This window comes from Streptomyces subrutilus (assembly GCF_008704535.1).
GTDB classification, from domain to species: domain Bacteria; phylum Actinomycetota; class Actinomycetes; order Streptomycetales; family Streptomycetaceae; genus Streptomyces; species Streptomyces subrutilus.
Genome location: NZ_CP023701.1, coordinates 5,604,459 through 5,620,986, shown reverse-complemented (window position 1 = coordinate 5,620,986; position 16,528 = coordinate 5,604,459). Strand labels below are relative to the sequence as shown.

The window sequence follows — 16,528 nt, the reverse complement described above, 5'->3', positions numbered from 1 at the left end:
CCCTCTCCGTGGCCCGCCCCGTTGACGAGCGTGCGGCGTGTTCCCGCGGCTGTGCACCAACCCTACTGACCGCCCCGGGGTCAGGCGAGGCCCGCTTCCTTCATCTGTCGCAGCTCCTTCTTCAGCTCGCCCACCTCGTCGCGGATCCGGGCGGCCACCTCGAACTGCAGCTCGGCCGCGGCCCCCCGCATGCGCTCGGTCATCTGCTCGATCAGTGCGGCCAGTTCGGCGGCGGGCCGGTCGGTGAGCACCTCGCCGGAGCCGGCGCCCCTGGCCCCCTTGCCGCCCCTGGTCCGGTCGGCCTTGCCCCCGAGTGCCGGGACGGGGGCCTTGGCCGCCTTGCCGTCCTTGGCCTGGCGGTATCCGGTGCCCAGCAGCTCCTCGGTGTCGAGCTCCTCGCGGGCGATGGTCGCGACGATGTCGTTGATCTTCTTGCGCAGCGGCTGGGGGTCGATGCCGTGGGCCGTGTTGTAGGCGATCTGCTTCTCGCGGCGCCGGTTGGTCTCCTCGATGGCCTGCTCCATCGCGGGCGTGACGGTGTCCGCGTACATGTGGACCTGGCCGGAGACGTTGCGCGCCGCGCGGCCGATGGTCTGGATCAGCGAGGTGCCCGAGCGCAGGAAGCCCTGCTTGTCGGCGTCGAGGATGGCGACCAGGGAGACCTCGGGCAGGTCGAGCCCCTCGCGCAGCAGGTTGATGCCGACCAGGACGTCGTACTCGCCGGCCCGCAGCTCGCGCAGCAGCTCGATGCGGCGCAGCGTGTCCACGTCGCTGTGCAGGTAGCGGACCTGGATGTCGAGCTCCAGGAAGTACTCGGTGAGGTCCTCGGCCATCTTCTTGGTGAGGGTGGTGACCAGGACCCGCTCGTCCTTGGCGACGCGCTCGCGGATCTCGTGCACGAGGTCGTCGATCTGGCCCTCGGTGGGCTTGACCACGACCTCGGGGTCGATGAGGCCGGTGGGGCGGATGACCTGCTCGACGAAGCCGTCGCCGCGGGAGAGCTCGTACTTGCCGGGGGTGGCCGACAGGTAGACGGTCTGGCCGATGCGCTCCTGGAACTCCTCCCACTTCAGCGGACGGTTGTCGAGCGCGGACGGCAGCCGGAACCCGTGGTCGACCAGGGTCCGCTTGCGCGAGGCGTCGCCCTCGTACATCGCGCCGATCTGGGGCACGGTGACGTGGGACTCGTCGATGACGAGGAGGAAGTCCTCGGGGAAGTAGTCGATCAGGGTGTTGGGCGCGGAGCCGCGCTCGCGGTCGTCCATGTGCAGCGAGTAGTTCTCGATGCCGGAGCAGGACCCGATCTGCCGCATCATCTCCAGGTCGTACGTGGTGCGCATGCGCAGCCGCTGGGCCTCCAGCATCTTGCCCTGCTTCTCCAGCTCGGCGAGGCGGTCGGCCAGCTCGGCCTCGATGCCGCGGACGGCCTTCTCCATCCGCTCGGGGCCGGCGACGTAGTGGCTGGCGGGGAAGACGTACAGGTCGCGGTCCTCGCTGATGACCTCGCCGGTCAGCGGGTGCAGGGTGGAGAGGGCCTCGATCTCGTCGCCGAACATCTCGATCCGGACGGCCAGTTCCTCGTAGACCGGGAAGATCTCGATGGTGTCGCCGCGGACGCGGAAGGTGCCGCGGGTGAAGGCGACGTCGTTGCGCGTGTACTGGATGTCGACGAAGCGGCGCAGCAGCTGGTCCCGGTCGATCTCCTCGCCCACCTTGAGGGAGACCATCCGGTCGACGTACTCCTGCGGGGTGCCGAGGCCGTAGATGCAGGACACGGAGGCGACGACGATCACGTCGCGCCGGGTGAGGAGCGAATTGGTGGCGGAGTGGCGCAGCCGCTCCACCTCCTCGTTGATCGAGGAGTCCTTCTCGATGTAGGTGTCGGACTGCGGTACGTAAGCCTCGGGCTGGTAGTAGTCGTAGTACGACACGAAGTACTCGACGGCGTTGTTCGGCAGCAGCTCGCGGAACTCGTTCGCCAGCTGCGCGGCCAGGGTCTTGTTCGGCGCCATGACCAGGGTGGGGCGCTGAAGCTTCTCGATCATCCAGGCGGTCGTCGCCGACTTGCCGGTGCCGGTCGCACCCAGCAGGACGACATCCTTCTCACCTGCACGGATGCGCTTCTCCAGGTCGGCGATGGCCGTCGGCTGGTCACCGCTGGGCTGGTAGGGGCTGACGACCTCGAAAGGCGCCACCGTGCGTTCGATCTTCGATACGGGCCGCATGGGTCAACCGTACGACCCCCCACCGACACTCGCGCAAAGGCGCGGGGCAGCGCGCCGCGCCGGCTGCGGCCGGCCCGTGCGGGTCCGCGGCCTTCTGGTCCGTTTGTCGTAGTTCGGTGGCGCCCCGGTGATCTTCGACGCCATGATCGCCGTGCGAGAGATCGCCGTGAAGTGCATCGCCGCAACGTCTGCCGCTCCGCGCCCGTTTGAGCCAGGAGCAGGGTTCACGACCCGAGGAGAACGCACATGTACGTCGTCCGACCCGCCGTCGCGGCCGCCGCCGCCTTCCTGGGCTTCGCCCTCACCGTGCTCGGCCAGACGCCCTCGTCCGCGGCCTCCGCCGCCCGGCCCCCTTCCCCGGCCTCGCCCGGCGCCGGCTCGGGGGTGCTGTCGGGCCCGGTGGTGTACGCGCACCGGGGGGCCTCGGCGTACGCGCCGGAGAACACCCTCGACTCCATCGACCTGGCCATGCAGCTGGGCTTCGCCTGGGTGGAGAACGACGTCCAGCGCACGAGCGACGGCGAGCTGGTCGTGATCCACGACGACACCCTGGCCCGCACCACCGATGTCGAGCAGAAGTTCCCCGACCGCAAGCCCTGGCGGGTCAAGGACTTCACGGCGGCCGAGATCGCCCGGCTGGACGCGGGCAGCTGGTTCGCCCAGGAGTACGCGGGCGCGCGGGTGCCCACCCTGCGCGCCTACCTCGACCGGGTCCGGCGCAACCAGCAGCGGCTGCTGCTGGAGATCAAGAAGCCCGAGCTCTACCCGGGGATCGAGGCGCAGACGCTGAAGGTGCTGGGCGAGGCCGGCTGGCTCGACGAGCGGCACGTGGCCCAGCGGCTGGTGGTGCAGAGCTTCAGCGCCGACAGCGTCCGCCTCGTGCACCAGCTGCGGCCGGACCTGGTGACGGCCTTCCTGGGCACCCCCAAGGCGGCGGAGCTGCCGGAGTACGCGCGGTTCGCCGACCGGATCAACCCGTGGCACACCACCATCTCCGCCGAGTGGGTCCGGGCGGTGCACGGGCTGCGCGGCGCCCACGGGCGGGCCATGGAGGTGGACACCTGGATCGTGGACGACCCGGCGACCGCCCGCAAGGTCCGCGACATGGGGGTGGACGGCATCATCACCAACGCCCCGGACGTGGTCCAGCAGGCGGTGGACGGCTTCTGACCCCGTGGTCGGCGGCGTTGTCGGAGGCGCGCCGTACGGTGAGGGCGTGGACAGCACCGAGCGGCCCCGCGGGCCGCACCTCGAATGGACCGTCGTCCCCAGCGGCATCGGCCCCCTGCTCCTGGCCGCGACCCCGGAGGGACTGGTCCGGGTCGAGTTCCATGCCGCCCCGGAGCGGGTGGACGCGATGATCGGCCCGCTCGTCTCCCGCCTCGGCGCCGACGCGTGGCGGCCGGAGGCGGGCGGGGAGGTGCTGCTCGCCGAGCCGGTGCGCCAGCTCGCCGCGTACTTCGCCGGGTCGCTGCGCCGCTTCGACCTGCCGCTGGACTGGCGGCTCAGCGCCGGTTTCAACCGGCAGGTCCTCCACGCGCTCGACCGTTCCGTGCCGTACGGGGCGGTCGTCGGCTACGGGGAACTGGCCGCCCGGGTCGGACAGCCCGGCGCCGCCCAGGCGGTCGGGCACGCCATGGGCTCGAACCCGCTGCCGGTGGTGGTGGCCTGCCACCGGGTCGTGGAGAACGACGGGGGCATCGGCGGTTTCGGCGGCGGCGTGGAGACCAAGCGCCTGCTGCTCGCCCTGGAGGGCGTCCTGCCGCAGCCCCTGTTCTGACGGCGCGGCGCGGGGCCCCGGCGCCGCGCGGGAGCCCTGTTCCGCAGCGGCGGGCGGGGTGCGAGACTGCCGCGGTGACCCGTTACGCCACCGCCCACGCCCCCGCGGCGCCGCTGCCCCGACCGGGGTGTACGGCGTGACGCCCCGGCCCGCCACGGACCGTACGGCGGCCGCGGCCCCCGCACCCGCGGACCTGCCCCGGTTGCAGCGCCGTACGTCGTGGGTGCTGATGGCCAGCCAGATGCTCGGCGGGCTCGGCGTGCCGATCAGCATCGCCCTGGCACCGGTCCTGGCCACCGAGGTCAGCGGCACCGAGGCCCTGTCCGGACTCGCCTCCACCGCCTCCGTGGTGGGCACCGCCCTGCTCTCCCTGCCCCTCGCCGCGCTGATGACCGCCCGCGGCCGGCGGCCCGGGCTGGTCCTCGCGTACGCGATCGGCGCCGCCGGCGCGGCCCTCGTCGTGCTCGCCGCCACCGTCCGCAGCTTCCCGCTGCTGCTGCTCGGGATGGCCGCCTTCGGCGCCGCGTCCTCGGCCAACCTCCAGGCCCGCTTCGCCGCCGCCGACCTCGCCGCCCCGGACCGCCGGGCCCGGGCGATCTCCGTGGTCGTCTGGTCGTCCACCCTCGGCGCCGTCCTCGGCCCCAACCTGTCGGCGCCGGCCAGCCGCAGCTTCGCCGGCACCTCCATACCCGAGACGGCGGGCCCCTTCGTGTGGGCCGCCGTCGTCTTCCTGCTCACCGGCACGCTGATCGGCGTGCTCCTGCGGCCGGACCCGCTGCTGACGGCCCGGGCCTTGGCCGCGCCCGAGGAGCGGAGCCGCGAGGGCCGCTCGCTGCGGGCCGGTTTCGCCGCCGTCAAGGCCGCCCCGCGGGCGCGGCTCGCCCTGGTGACCGTCGCCGTGTCCCACACCACCATGGTCTCGATCATGATCATGACCCCGATGGACCTGGGCCACCACGGCGCCGGGCTGGAGCTCGTCGGCCTCGTGATCAGCGGTCACATCGCCGGCATGTTCGCCTTCTCCCCCGTGATGGGCTGGCTCGCCGACCGGCTCGGCCGGCTCTCGGTGATCGGCCTGGCCGCCGGGCTGCTCTCGGTCGCCGCGCTGCTCGCCGGCACGGCCGGCCCCCGCCACGCGCAGAGCGCGCTGGGCCTGTTCCTGCTGGGCCTCGGCTGGTCCGCCGGCATGGTGTCCGGCTCCGCGCTGCTGACCGACTCGGTGCCCCAGCCCGTACGGGCCGCCGTCCAGGGCCTGAGCGACCTCACCATGAACACCGCCGCCGGCCTGGGCGGCGCTGCCGCCGGCCTCGTCATGGCCCGGGCGAGCTACGGCTGGCTGAACGCCATCGGCGCCGGGCTGCTGCTGCCGATGGCGGCGCTGGCCCTCTTCACCGCGCGCCGCCACCCGGCCGCCCCGGCCGCGGTCCCCGTCCCGCGAGCGGCCGTTCCCGGGCCGGTGTCCGGACCCGGGACCGCGCCCGCGAAGGGCCCCGGCGGCCGAGGTCCTCAGTAGCTGATGTGGTAGGCCTTGCGCAGCGTCTCGTGCACGGTCCAGGTCGTCCTGTCGCCCTCCCGGAGCACGCACGCGGAGCCGGGCCCCACCTCCAGGGTCCCGCCGCCCTCGACCTCGATGGTGGCCCGGCCGGCGACGACCACGAACAGCTCGTCCGCCTCGACGTCGGTGACCACGCCCGGGGTGATCTGCCAGATCCCGCGCACCTGCCGGCCGTCCGGGGACTCCCACAGCACCCGGCCCGTCACGACCGGCTCGCCGGAGACGATCTGGGCCGGGTCCAGCTCCTCCGCCTCCAGCTCGGCGTCGGGGACGTCGGGGACGTGGACGGCGAAGGAGGCGGGTGCTGCGGGGGCCGGGGAGGCCTCGGCGTGATCACTGGTGCTCATGGCGCGCCAGCCTAATCCGGCCCGCCGGCCCGCCGCGGCGGCCACAGCGTCCAGGAACCTCCCCTCCGGCGCGTCATCCTGTCAAGCCACCGGCGCACCGTCCTGCCCGGTCGGCCGCTCGGGCTCCGGCACGGCGCGGGACTCGGACAGCTCGGGACGGGTGGAGCGGGTGGGCGTTTGGGGGCGCGGCTCCGGTGCCATGGATGGGGACATGTCACAGCACACAGCATCCGCGTCCTCGTCCCCGTCGTCCGTGCCCGGTTCCGGCTCCGGCTCCGGTTCCCGCTCCGGCTCCGGCTCCTCCGGCGGGGCCGGCGTCCCGGTCCTGTCGGAGGAGGCGCGCGAGGCGCTCGACCGCGGCCGGCCCGTCGTGGCCCTGGAGTCGACGATCCTCGCGCACGGCCTGCCCCGCCCCCGCAATCTGGCGGTGGGCGTCGAACTGGAGGCGCTGGTCCGCGCCGAGGGGGCCGTTCCGGCCACGGTCGCCGTCGTGGACGGGGTGGCGTACGCGGGGCTCGACAAGGCCGGGCTGGAACGGATCGCGGGCGGCGAGGGCGTGCGCAAGCTCGGCCACCGTGACCTGGCGCCCGCCCTGGCGACGGGGGCGACCGGGGCGACGACGGTGTCGGCGACCGCCTTCCTGGCCGCGCGGGCGGGCATCCGGGTCTTCGCCACGGGCGGGCTGGGCGGCGTGCACCGGGAGTGGGCGACGACCCAGGACGAGTCGGCGGACCTCGCGCTGCTGGCCCGGACGCGGATCACGGTGGTCTGCGCGGGGGTGAAGTCGATCCTGGACGTGCCCGGTACCCTCCAGCGGCTGGAGACGCTGGGCGTGGGCGTACTGGGCTACGGGACGGAACGTTTCCCCGGCTTCTACCTGGCCGATTCCGGCGAGCCGTTGGACTGGACCGTGCACCGGCCCGAGGAGGTCGCGGCGGTGATGGCCGCTCAGGACGCGCTCGGCGGACCGCGGTCGGCGCTGCTGGTGGCCCGTCCGGTGGCCGAGTCGGACCAGCTGGACCCGGAGCTGCACGACCGGGTGCTGGCACGGGCGCTGGCCGAGTGCGCCGAGCGCGGGATCACCGGCCAGGCCGTGACCCCGTTCCTGCTGGGGTTCCTCGTACGGGCCACGGGCGGCGCCTCGCTGGAGGCCAACCTGGCGGCGGTCCGGGGCAACGTCCGGCTCGGCGCCCGGATCGCGGGGGCCTGGGCGGCCCGGGCGTGACCGGGCCCGGGGTGGAGGAGGGCGCGCTGCTGGTCGTCGGGGACGTGGTGACGGACGTGGTCGCGGTGCACCCGCGGCCGCTGGCCCCGGACACGGACACCCCGGCCCGCATCCGGACCCTGCCGGGCGGGGCCGGGGCGAACGCGGCCTGCTGGGCGTCCCGGGCGGGGGTCGCGGAGGTGCGCCTGCTCGCGCGGGTGGGCGCCGAGTCGGCCCGGTGGCACGAGCGGGCGCTGCTGGACGCGGGGGTGCGGCCGCGGCTGGTGGTGGACCCGGACGAGCCGACCGGGACCGTGGTGGCGCTGGTCGGCGGGGACGCCGAGCGGACCTTCCTGACGGACGGCGGGGCCTCGCTGCGGCTCTCCCCCGCCGACTGGGCGCCGGGCCTGTTGGACGGCGCGGCCCATCTGCACCTGTCGGGCTACCTGTTCTTCGCCGACAGCAGCCGGGAGCTGGCCCGGGTCGCGCTGGGGGCGGCCCGCGGGCGCGGAGTACCGGTGAGCGTGGACCCGGCCTCGGCAGGCTTCCTGGCCGAGCTGGGCCCGCGCCGGTTCCTCGACGCCGTGGCGGGGGTCACCGTACTGCTGCCCAACGAGGACGAGGCCCGGCTGCTGGCCGGGCTCCCGGAGACGGCCGGTACGGCCCGCGCGGCGGCCGAGCTGAGCCGGCGGGTCCCCCTGGTGGTGGTGACCCGGGGCGCTGCGGGGGCCCTGGTCGCGGAGGGCGGCCGGGTCACCGCCGAGGTCGGGGTGGAGAGCGTGCGGGCCCTGGACTCCACGGGCGCGGGCGACGCGTTCACCGGCGGCTTCCTCGCGGCGCGGCTGGCGGGCGCCACGGCCGCGGACTCCGCCCGCGCGGGCTGCCGCGAGGCCGCCGCGGCGGTCGGCCGGCTGGGCGGCCGACCGGCGTGACGGGCGGGCCCGGCGAGACGGGCGGGCCCGGCGAGACGGGAGGGGCGGAAGAGACGGGACGGATGGCAGGCCGGTCCGTCCGGGCCCGCACCCGGGCCTCGGGGGTCGAGGGTCGGCCCGGCGGTCTCCCGGCCCGGCGGTCTCCGGGTTCAGCGGTCCGGGCCCGCGGTGCGGACGCCGGTCCAGGCGGGGTGGCGGGGGTCGTCCGCGCGGACCACGGCGTCGGCGGCCGCCGCAGGGTCGGTCTCGGCCTCGTAGCGGGCGAAGGCGGGCAGGGTCCACCGCGCGGACTCCTCCGTGCGGCGGGCCAGCGCCCCCGGGGAGAGCCGGACGTGGACGCTCAGGTCGAAGGGGAACCAGTGCCCCAGCAGCAGCGGGCCGTGCACGACCACCACGCCCCCGGGCGGCACGGCGACGTAGGGGCTGCGGGTCGCCCGGTCGGTCACCGGGTCCCAGAGGTCGGGCAGCACCCGGCCGCTGCCGCCGGGGTCCGACGGCCCGAACACCTCCCGCCAGAGCGCGGCCGTGTCGTACCAGCCTCCGAGGTACGCGTCCACGTCCCGGCGGCCGAACTCGAAGCGCAGCGAGGCCGGCCGCAGGAACCCCTCGGCCGGCACGACGAGGACCGAACGGCCGTGCAGGCGCAGGGCGTCGGCGAGGTGTCCGGCGAGGAGGCCGGTGTCGGCGGCGGGGGCGCCGTCGATGCCCACCCGCTGCCGGCCGCCCGGTCCGGGCGTGCGCCCGGGGTCGTCGAGGTGGCCGGCGAGCCGCTCGGCCATCCGCTGCCAGGTGATCGCTTCCAGTTGCACGGGCCCATTGTCAGTGCCGGACCGTAGCTTTTCCCACGAGGGACCGCCGGGACAGGAGCCGGGCGGCCCGGCTTTCGGGGAGGGGTCTGTCATGGCTCGGGAGACGACGTATCTGGAGCTGTCGCAGGAGGACGGCGCCGCGCACAAGTTCTACGAGGTGACGGTCGACGGCACCTCGGTCTCCGTCCGGTACGGACGGATCGGCGCGGACGGCCAGTTGCAGACCTCGTCGTTCCCGACCTCCGAGAAGGCCCGGGCCGCGGCCGCGAAGAAGGTCGGGGAGAAGGTCCGCAAGGGCTACGCCCCTGCCGTGCGCGGGCAGCGCGCCGCCCGGTCGGTGACCCGCCGCCAGGTCACGTCGGCGCCGTCGACGGCCCGGTCCGTGGCCCCGGTGCTGTGGCGCTTCCGCACCGGTTCCTCGGCGTTCGGCATCCACGTCGACGAGGACCGCTGCTGGGTCGGCAACCAGGCCGGTGACGTCTACACGCTGAGCCACGGCGGCGAGGTGCTGGGCCGCTACTCGCTGCCGGACGGGGTGAAGTGCCTGGTGGCGGACGAGTTCTGGATCTACGCGGGCTGCGACGACGGCACGGTGTACGACCTCTCCTCGAAGGTGCCGTTCGGGGCGTACGACATCGCGGAGGACGTGGACATCTTCTGGCTCGACATCCGCGAGGGCGTGTTGAACGTGGCGGACCGCAACGGCGGTCTGACCGTCATCGACCACGAGGACGAGTTCCAGTGGTCGCGGCGTTCGGCGGGCTCCAACGCCTGGATGGTCCGGGCGGACGACCGGGCGGTCTACCACGGGCACAGCAAGGGCGTGACGGCCTACGCCACCGACGGCGGCCGGGAGCTGTGGCACACGAAGACCAACGGCTCGGTGCTGTTCGGCTGGCAGGAGGAGCACGCGGTGTACGCGGGCACCGGCCACCACACCGTGCAGCGGCTCGCGAAGGCCACCGGCGCGGTCGAGGCCACCTACCGGTGCGACGCGGCGGTGTACTCGTGCGCCACCTCCCCGGACGGCCGCCACGTCTTCGCGGGCGACTACTCGTCCTCGGTGTACTGCTTCGACGCGGACGGCGCGCGGCTGTGGAAGCTGAGCACCGGCTGCGGCTCCGCGCTGTCCATGCAGTACCTGGACGGGCGGCTGTACCTGGTGACCACCGACGGGTCGCTGGTCTGCGTGGACGCGAGCGAGGCGGCCATCGCGGACGCCCAGCAGGGCTCGGTGCCCACGGCGATGGACGTGAAGTCGGCGGCGGCGCTGCCCGTGTACACCCCCGCCGCGTCGCCCGCCGCGGTGGCCACGGTCACGGTGGCCGCGGCTCCGGCCGGCGGCGTGGTCGTGGAGTGCGTCCAGCAGGGCGGCCGGGTGCGCGTGCAGGTGGTGTCGGGCGGCTTCGAACCGTCCTGGAACGTGCAGTTCCCGCGCGGGATACGCGAGGTCGGCGCCCGGTACGTGGTGGAAGGGCTGCACCCGGCCGCGAGCGGCTTCTACCGGGTGCGGGGGGAGATCCGCCGCCTCGTGTAGAGCGCGGCGCCAACCGGGGCCGCCCGGCAGGTGAGTCGGGGCTGCGACGGCGGTATCACCCCTGTATGAGCCTGGTGGTGTTCGAGTCCGTCAAGCAGATCCGTTGCGCGGAGTGCCGGCAGGGCCCGCTCCGGCGCCTCGTCCGCGAGTGCGGGGTGCCGCGCTGCCTGGACTGCGCCGACCTGGGGCATCTCGTCTACGTTCCGCGCGGGGACGCCGCGCTCACCCGCCGCTCCCGCGAGGCCAGTTCGCTCTCCGCCGTCGTGGTCCGCTTCAACCGGCGTCGCCGCCGCTACGAGCGCCAGGGCCTGCTCGTCGAGGAGACGGCCCTGGCCGGCGCCGAGCGGGCCTGCCTCGCGGACGCCGAGGCCCGTGCCCGGCGCAGGGAGCGCGACCGGCTGCGGCGCGCGGCCGAGGACACCCGCTTCACCGCCGCCTTCGCCGCCGAGATCCTCCGGCTGTTCCCGGGATGCCCGGCCGACCGGGCCCTGGCCATCGCCGCGCACGCCTCGGTGCGCGGCAGCGGCCGGGTGGGCCGCAGCGCCGCCGGCCGGGCCCTCGGCGAATCGGCCGTCTCGATGGCGGTACGGGCGGCGGTGCGGCACGCGGACACCGACTACGACGCCCTGCTGATGGCGGGCGTCCCCCGGTTCGCGGCGCGCGCCCGGCTGGCCGGCCGGATCGACGCGGTGCTCGACGGCTGGCGTACGGCAGCGGTCAGTTGAGGCGGAACCGGCGGTAGAGCAGGACGCCGCCGAGGAGCAGCGCGCCCCCGCCGGGCAGCAGGTAGCCGATGCCGTCGGCTCCGGTGTGCGCGAGCGCTTCGCCGGGGCGCGTCGGGGCGGGCGTGACGGGCGGGGCGACGGGCGGCTTGACGACCGGCCGGACCGGCGGCTGCACGGGCGGCTGCGGGGGCTTGCCCTCGGTCGGCACCTCGCCGTTGACGGACGTGTTGCCGCTCACGCTGTTCCCGATGCCGACGACGCTCACGGAGTTGCCGCTGACGTTGACCGGGAGCTGGACCGGGAGCTGGATCCCGTTGCCGGAGAGCACGCCCGGGGAATCCTTTCCGCTTCCGGACGCCACCGCCCCGCCGCCGTGGCCCCCGTTGCCGGAGCCGCTGCCCGCGCCGGGTTTCGAGCCGTGCGCGGAGCCGGAGGCGGCGCGGCCGCCGGACCCCTGGTTCGCACACCGGTTGCCGGCGGCCGGGTTGAGGACGCCGACCACGTTCACGGTGTTGCCGCAGGCGTTCACCGGAAGGTTGACCGGCAGTTGCACCAGGTTCCCGGAGAGCAGGCCCGGCGAACGCTCGGCCGCTCCGGCCGCGCCCGCATCGGCGTGGGCCAGCCCGCCCACCCCCGCGACGGCCAGTCCACCTCCCGCAACCACCGCCGCGATCAAGCCGTTCCGACGACTGTGACGCATCAGATTCCCTGCCTTCCGGAGAGGTTCCCGGGTAGTGCACCCGTGCCGTGAACAACGCCGGAGAGCCCATTCGGGTTATAGCTCCGTACGCATTTCACCCCAACGGGTTCGGGGTAGTTCGTACACCATGACTGCCCGCCCGCTCCTGCTGCTCGACGTCGACGGCCCCCTCAACCCGTTCCGTTCGCCCCTCGCCGGCCTGCGCGGATACACCGGCCACCGGATGCGCCCGGACATCTGGATGGCCCGCAGGGCTCCCGACTCCCGCAGTGCCCGGCGCGGGCTCCGGGTCCGCCTGCACCCGTCCCACGGCGCCCGGTTGCGCGCCCTGCCCTACGAACTCGCCTGGGCCACCACCTGGATGCACCAGGCCAACACGATGATCGCCCCGCACATCGGGCTCCCCGGCGACCTGCCCGTCGTCGAGTGGCCGGAACTCTTCGCCCGCGACCCCGACGGCCTCTCGTGGAAGACCCGCGCCCTGGTGGAGTGGGCCGCCGGCCGGCCGTTCGCCTGGGTCGACGACATGATCACGCCCCGGGACCGGGACTGGGTCGGCGCGCACCACCCGGCCCCGGCCCTCCTGCTGCGCGTCCACCCCCGGCACGGTCTGCGGGACCGGGACTTCACCGCGCTGGGCCGGTGGGCGGCCGGGCTCAGCCCCGCAGGGCGCTGACCGGGTCGGTGGCGGGCCTGCCGGTGGGCCACCAGTCCTCGGTGCCCGGCCGGGACTCGTAGGCGTACCAGAGGCCGTCCCGGCCCAGCCGGAGCTGCCTCGTGCCCGCGGTGAGGCGGTTTCGATCGGGGCGGAACGGCCCCTGGGCCGCGCCGAGCAGGGCCGGCCGGGCGCGGTCGAAGGGTCCGGCCGGCGGGTCCCAGGGCTCTTCCAGCGCGGCGAGGGCCGCGGGGCCGCCCTGCCGCCAGGCCGCCGCCGCCCGGGCCAGGTCGGTGGTGGTGCGCCCGGTGGCGCGGGCCAGGTCACGGTAGAGGGTGCGGGCCGCGCCGGTCAGCCCCGCGGTGGGGTGCGCGGAGGCCAACCGGACGGCGTCCTGCCACAGTCCGAGCCCGGCGATCGGGTCCTCGCCGCTGGTGAGGAGGGCGAGGGCGCGCGCGGCGGCGTCGGAGGCGAGCTGGTCCAGCGCGAGCGGGTCGGGGGCCGCCGGGTCGGCGGGGTAGGCGGGCGGGAGGCCCGCGGCGGCCGGTACCGGCAGCGGGGCGGGCAGCGGCGGCAGGACCGCTCGGGCCAGCGCCTGCCGGGCCGGTACGCCGGGGAAGTCGGGGGCGGTGTCGGGCCGTTCGCGGGCGGCGTGCGCGGCGTTGCGGCGGGCGAGTTCGTCGAGGAGCTCCCGCTCGCCCCGGCCGCGCAGGAGCAGCAGGACGAAGGGGTCCTCGTCGAGGAGGCGGGCCGCGCGGTGGCAGAGGGCCGCCGCGTGCTTGCACGGGGGCCGGGCGACGTCGGGGCAGGAACAGCGCGGGGCGAGCTCGCCGGCCGCGGGCAGGATCTCGTCCGCGAGGCTCTGCGGGACCTCCCGCTCCAGCAGGGCGGCGAGCGCGGCCGGGTCGGCCGCGACGTCCTCCAGGAGCCCGCGCCACTCGGCGTCGGTGAAGGCGGGCAGGGCCAGTTCGGTGCGGTAGGGGCGGGCCCGGCTGCCGCGGACGTACGCGACGATCCGGCCCGGGGTCACGGTGACCGCGTCGACGTGGCCCTCGGCCGCATAGGCCCGGCCGCGGGCCAGCCGGGCCGCGTCGGCGGAGGCGTCCTCCAGCGCGCTCACCCAGGCCCGGCCCCACCAGCTGGCCGTCTCGGCGCCGGCGGGCAGCGTCTCGAAGGTGCGGCGGCGGTCGTCCCGCGCGGTGATCACGCGGGCCTGCGCAGGGAGACCAGGTCGCCCAGCTCGCGGTCGGTGAGCTCGGTCAGCGCGGCCTCGCCGGAGCCGAGGACGGCGTCGGCCAGGGCCCGCTTGGCCTCCAGCATCTCGGCGATGCGGTCTTCGACGGTGCCTTCGGCGATGATCCGGTGGACCTGTACGGGCTGGGTCTGGCCGATGCGGTAGGCGCGGTCGGTGGCCTGTTCCTCGACGGCCGGGTTCCACCAGCGGTCGTAGTGGACGACGTGGCCGGCCCGGGTGAGGTTCAGGCCGGTCCCGGCGGCCTTGAGCGACAGCAGGAACACCGGGACCTCGCCGGCCTGGAAGCGGTCCACGAGCTCCTCGCGCCGCGGCACCGGCGTCCCGCCGTGCAGCAGCTGGTGGGCGATGCCGCGCTCCGTCAGGTGGCGTTCGATCAGGCGGGCCATGGTCACGTACTGGGTGAAGACCAGGACCGAGCCGTCCTCGGCCAGGATCGTGTCCAACAGCTCGTCGAGGAGGGCGAGCTTGCCCGAGCGGTGCGCGATCCGGGGCCGCTCCTCCTTGAGGTACTGCGCGGGGTGGTTGCAGATCTGCTTGAGCGAGGCCAGCAACTTCATGATCATGCCGCGCCGTTCCATGCCCTCGCTCGACTCGATCACGGCCATCGCCTCGTCCACCGCGGCCTGGTACAGCGAGGCCTGCTCGCGGGTGAGCGAGACGGGGTGGTCGGTCTCCGTCTTCGGCGGCAGTTCGGGCGCGATGCCCGGGTCGGACTTCTTGCGGCGCAGCAGAAACGGCCGGACGAGCGCGGCCAGCCGGGCGACCGCCGCCTCGTTGCCCCCGTCCTCCTCCTGCTGGTGCTCGACCGGGCGGGCGTGGCGGGCCCGGAAGGCGGTGAGCGGGCCCAGCAGTCCGGGCGTGGTCCAGTCGAGCAGCGCCCACAGCTCGGAGAGGTTGTTCTCCACCGGGGTGCCGGTCAGCGCGACCCGGGCGGGCGCCGGAATCGTGCGCAGTGCCTTCGCGGTCGCCGAGTGGGGGTTCTTCACGTGCTGGGCCTCGTCGGCGACGACCATGCCCCAGCGCCGCCCGGCCAGCAGCGGGGCGCTGGCGCGCATCGTGCCGTACGTGGTGAGCACGAAGCCGCCGGCCTCCGCCTCCGGGCCGTCGAGGCTGCGGCTGCCGCCGTGGAAGCGGTGCACGGGCGTACCGGGGGCGAACTTCTCGATCTCCCGCTGCCAGTTGCCCAGCAGGGAGGCCGGGCAGACCACGAGCGTGGGCTCGGGACGGTCGCGGTGCAGGTGGAGGGCGATCAGGGTGACGGTCTTGCCCAGGCCCATGTCGTCGGCCAGGCATCCGCCGAGACCGAGCGAGGTCATCAGGTCCAGCCAGGCCAGGCCGCGCGCCTGGTAGTCGCGCAGGGTGGCCTTGAGCGCGGCGGGCTGCGGCAGCGGCGCCAGTTCGCCCGTGAGCCGCTCGCGCAGCGCGGCCAGGGCCCCGACCGGCACCGCCTCGACCGGCTCCCCGCCGACCTCGACGGTCCCCGAGAGCGCCGCGGCCAGCGCGTCCACCGGGTCCAACAGGCCCAGTTCCCGCTTGCGCGCCTTGCGCACGAGTTCCGGATCGACGCGCACCCACTGGTCCCGCAGCCGCACCACGGGCCGGTGGGCCTGGGCGAGGGCGTCCATCTCGCCCGGGGTGAGCCGGTCGCTGCCCAGCGCCAGTTCCCAGGAGAAGGCGAAGAGGTGCTCGGCGTCGAAGAAGGCGGTGCCGTCGGTCGCGGACCCGGGCGCGGTGGACCGCACGACGGCGGTCGCCGACAGCGTACGGGCCAGCTCGCGCGGCCAGTGGACCACGACCCCGGCGCCTGCGAGCCTGGTCGCGACGACCCCCAGCAGGTCCTCCAGCTCCGGGTCCGACAGCGCCAGCACGTCGGGGACCGGCTGGTCCAGCAGGCGCAGCAGCGGCGGCCAGACCCGCGCGGCGCGGCGCAGGGCGAGCACGGCGTCGATCCGGGCCCGGGGGCCGAAACCGGCGGCGGCCGTACCGGCCCACAGCGCGGAGGCGTCGGCGACCAGGGTCGGGTCGGCGAGGCTGTGCACCTGGACCACGGCGGCGCCCGCCCGCCGGGTGTCCTCCCCCTCCGCCTCGTCGAAGAGGCGGAAGGAGGACAGGTCGAGCCGGAGCGAGATGCCGACGCCCGTGTCGGCGCCGGCCGCGACCTGGGCGGCCCAGTCCTGCATCCCGGGGACCCGCTGCGGCTCCCGGGCGGCGAACGGCCGCCCGGCGGCGACGGCCGCGGCGGGGGTGCGGGGCAGGCTGTCGGCGACGGCGTCGAGGAAGGCGCGGACCAGCGCCTCCGGCTCCGGCAGCCGGAGGGGGCGGCGGCCCGCCAGCGGCGTCGCGTACCCCTCGTGCGGCAGGGCCGCGCTGACGGCCCGCAGGTGGTCGATGTCGGCGGCGTCCAGCGGACCGGCCCGCCAGGCGTCGACGCCCTCCGGGGTCAGCCCGGGCAGCAGCCGGCCGCGGGCGACCAGGGCGAGGGCCTGGCCGGCCGCGGCGCCCCAGGCACGGGTGGCGGGATGCGCGACGGGGCTGCGCCGGGCGTGCGCGAGCAACGGCAGGGCGGCGCTGACGGAGAGGCTGACGGAGGGCACCGCCCGGCTGCGCACGCCCGGCCCGTGCGGGCGCACGACGCTGAGCGGGGCAGGCCGGCCGGCCTCGGGCAGGGCGTCCCCGTCGGGGGACCAGAAGGCGATCCGCCCCTCGCGGGGGACGGCGGCGGGCAGGAAGACGGCGGCGTGGCGCAGCAGCGCGCGCAACTGCGCGGGCGGCTCGTGCGCGGTGGGCGCCTGTGCTGGCAGCGG

Annotated in this window: 14 protein-coding genes; 8 read left to right on the top strand and 6 right to left on the bottom strand. The window is 75.4% G+C overall.

The genetic code is table 11. The annotated features are described in order from the left end of the window. Nucleotides 1–80: 80 nt before the first annotated feature. Nucleotides 81–2,225 carry an excinuclease ABC subunit UvrB gene (gene uvrB, locus CP968_RS24890; RefSeq protein WP_150520121.1) on the bottom strand — a complete coding sequence of 715 codons (2,145 nt, stop codon included), beginning with the start codon at nucleotides 2,223–2,225 and terminating at the stop codon, nucleotides 81–83. Between the two features lie 246 nt (nucleotides 2,226–2,471). On the opposite strand from uvrB, the gene CP968_RS24885 reads away from it, so the two are divergent. The 3 genes from CP968_RS24885 (at nucleotide 2,472) to CP968_RS24875 (ending at nucleotide 5,518) form a co-directional block, all read left to right on the top strand. Continuing rightward, nucleotides 2,472–3,395 carry a glycerophosphodiester phosphodiesterase gene (locus CP968_RS24885; protein WP_150520120.1) on the top strand — a complete coding sequence of 308 codons (924 nt, stop codon included), beginning with the start codon at nucleotides 2,472–2,474 and terminating at the stop codon, nucleotides 3,393–3,395. A gap of 46 nt (nucleotides 3,396–3,441) precedes the next feature. After that, on the top strand, nucleotides 3,442–4,005 hold the full coding sequence (locus CP968_RS24880; RefSeq protein WP_150520119.1) for a methylated-DNA--[protein]-cysteine S-methyltransferase: 564 nt from the start codon (nucleotides 3,442–3,444) through the stop codon (nucleotides 4,003–4,005). A gap of 229 nt (nucleotides 4,006–4,234) precedes the next feature. After that, on the top strand, nucleotides 4,235–5,518 hold the full coding sequence (locus tag CP968_RS24875; RefSeq protein ID WP_150522105.1) for an MFS transporter: 1,284 nt from the start codon (nucleotides 4,235–4,237) through the stop codon (nucleotides 5,516–5,518). Here CP968_RS24875 and CP968_RS24870 read toward each other — a convergent pair. After that, a complete protein-coding gene (locus CP968_RS24870) occupies nucleotides 5,512–5,907 on the bottom strand; it encodes a cupin domain-containing protein (RefSeq protein ID WP_150520118.1) in 396 nt (131 codons plus the stop codon). The two genes, CP968_RS24875 and CP968_RS24870, sit on opposite strands and share 7 nt — an antisense overlap. Nucleotides 5,908–6,118: 211 nt before the next feature. Here CP968_RS24870 and CP968_RS24865 point away from each other — a divergent pair, with 211 nt between their 5' ends. Then, nucleotides 6,119–7,132 (top strand): pseudouridine-5'-phosphate glycosidase, encoded by a 1,014-nt coding sequence (locus CP968_RS24865; protein ID WP_150520117.1) that lies wholly within the window; start codon nucleotides 6,119–6,121, stop codon nucleotides 7,130–7,132. Continuing rightward, nucleotides 7,129–8,043 (top strand): carbohydrate kinase family protein, encoded by a 915-nt coding sequence (locus CP968_RS24860; protein ID WP_150520116.1) that lies wholly within the window; start codon nucleotides 7,129–7,131, stop codon nucleotides 8,041–8,043. The genes CP968_RS24865 and CP968_RS24860 overlap by 4 nt, the downstream gene beginning before the upstream one ends. 149 nt (nucleotides 8,044–8,192) lie before the next feature. Here CP968_RS24860 and CP968_RS24855 read toward each other — a convergent pair whose 3' ends face one another. Next, the gene (locus CP968_RS24855) at nucleotides 8,193–8,852 is read right to left on the bottom strand and encodes a nucleoside/nucleotide kinase family protein (protein WP_150520115.1); all 660 of its coding nucleotides are present in this window, start codon (nucleotides 8,850–8,852) and stop codon (nucleotides 8,193–8,195) included. Between the two features lie 91 nt (nucleotides 8,853–8,943). Here CP968_RS24855 and CP968_RS24850 point away from each other — a divergent pair, with 91 nt between their 5' ends. Further along, the gene (locus CP968_RS24850; protein ID WP_150520114.1) at nucleotides 8,944–10,389 is read left to right on the top strand and encodes a WGR domain-containing protein; all 1,446 of its coding nucleotides are present in this window, start codon (nucleotides 8,944–8,946) and stop codon (nucleotides 10,387–10,389) included. 65 nt (nucleotides 10,390–10,454) lie between these two features. Then, complete coding sequence (locus CP968_RS24845; protein ID WP_150520113.1) at nucleotides 10,455–11,114, top strand: DUF2293 domain-containing protein; 660 nt, start codon at nucleotides 10,455–10,457, stop codon at nucleotides 11,112–11,114. Here the strand turns inward: CP968_RS24845 and CP968_RS24840 are convergent. Continuing rightward, nucleotides 11,107–11,778, bottom strand: coding sequence for a chaplin (locus tag CP968_RS24840; protein WP_306419922.1), 672 nt, complete (start codon nucleotides 11,776–11,778; stop codon nucleotides 11,107–11,109). The genes CP968_RS24845 and CP968_RS24840 overlap by 8 nt on opposite strands. A 163-nt stretch (nucleotides 11,779–11,941) precedes the next feature. Here CP968_RS24840 and CP968_RS24835 point away from each other — a divergent pair, with 163 nt between their 5' ends. Further along, nucleotides 11,942–12,490 carry an HAD domain-containing protein gene (locus CP968_RS24835; protein ID WP_150520111.1) on the top strand — a complete coding sequence of 183 codons (549 nt, stop codon included), beginning with the start codon at nucleotides 11,942–11,944 and terminating at the stop codon, nucleotides 12,488–12,490. On the opposite strand, the gene CP968_RS24830 is transcribed toward CP968_RS24835, so the two are convergent. Both CP968_RS24830 and CP968_RS24825 read right to left on the bottom strand, forming a co-directional pair. Continuing rightward, entirely contained in the window at nucleotides 12,471–13,676 is a 1,206-nt protein-coding gene (locus CP968_RS24830; RefSeq protein ID WP_150520110.1) for an SWIM zinc finger family protein, read from the bottom strand. The two genes, CP968_RS24835 and CP968_RS24830, sit on opposite strands and share 20 nt — an antisense overlap. Beyond that, on the bottom strand, nucleotides 13,673–16,525 hold the full coding sequence (locus tag CP968_RS24825) for a DEAD/DEAH box helicase (protein ID WP_425282250.1): 2,853 nt from the start codon (nucleotides 16,523–16,525) through the stop codon (nucleotides 13,673–13,675). Before CP968_RS24825 ends, CP968_RS24830 begins: the two co-directional genes overlap by 4 nt. Nucleotides 16,526–16,528: the final 3 nt, after the last annotated feature.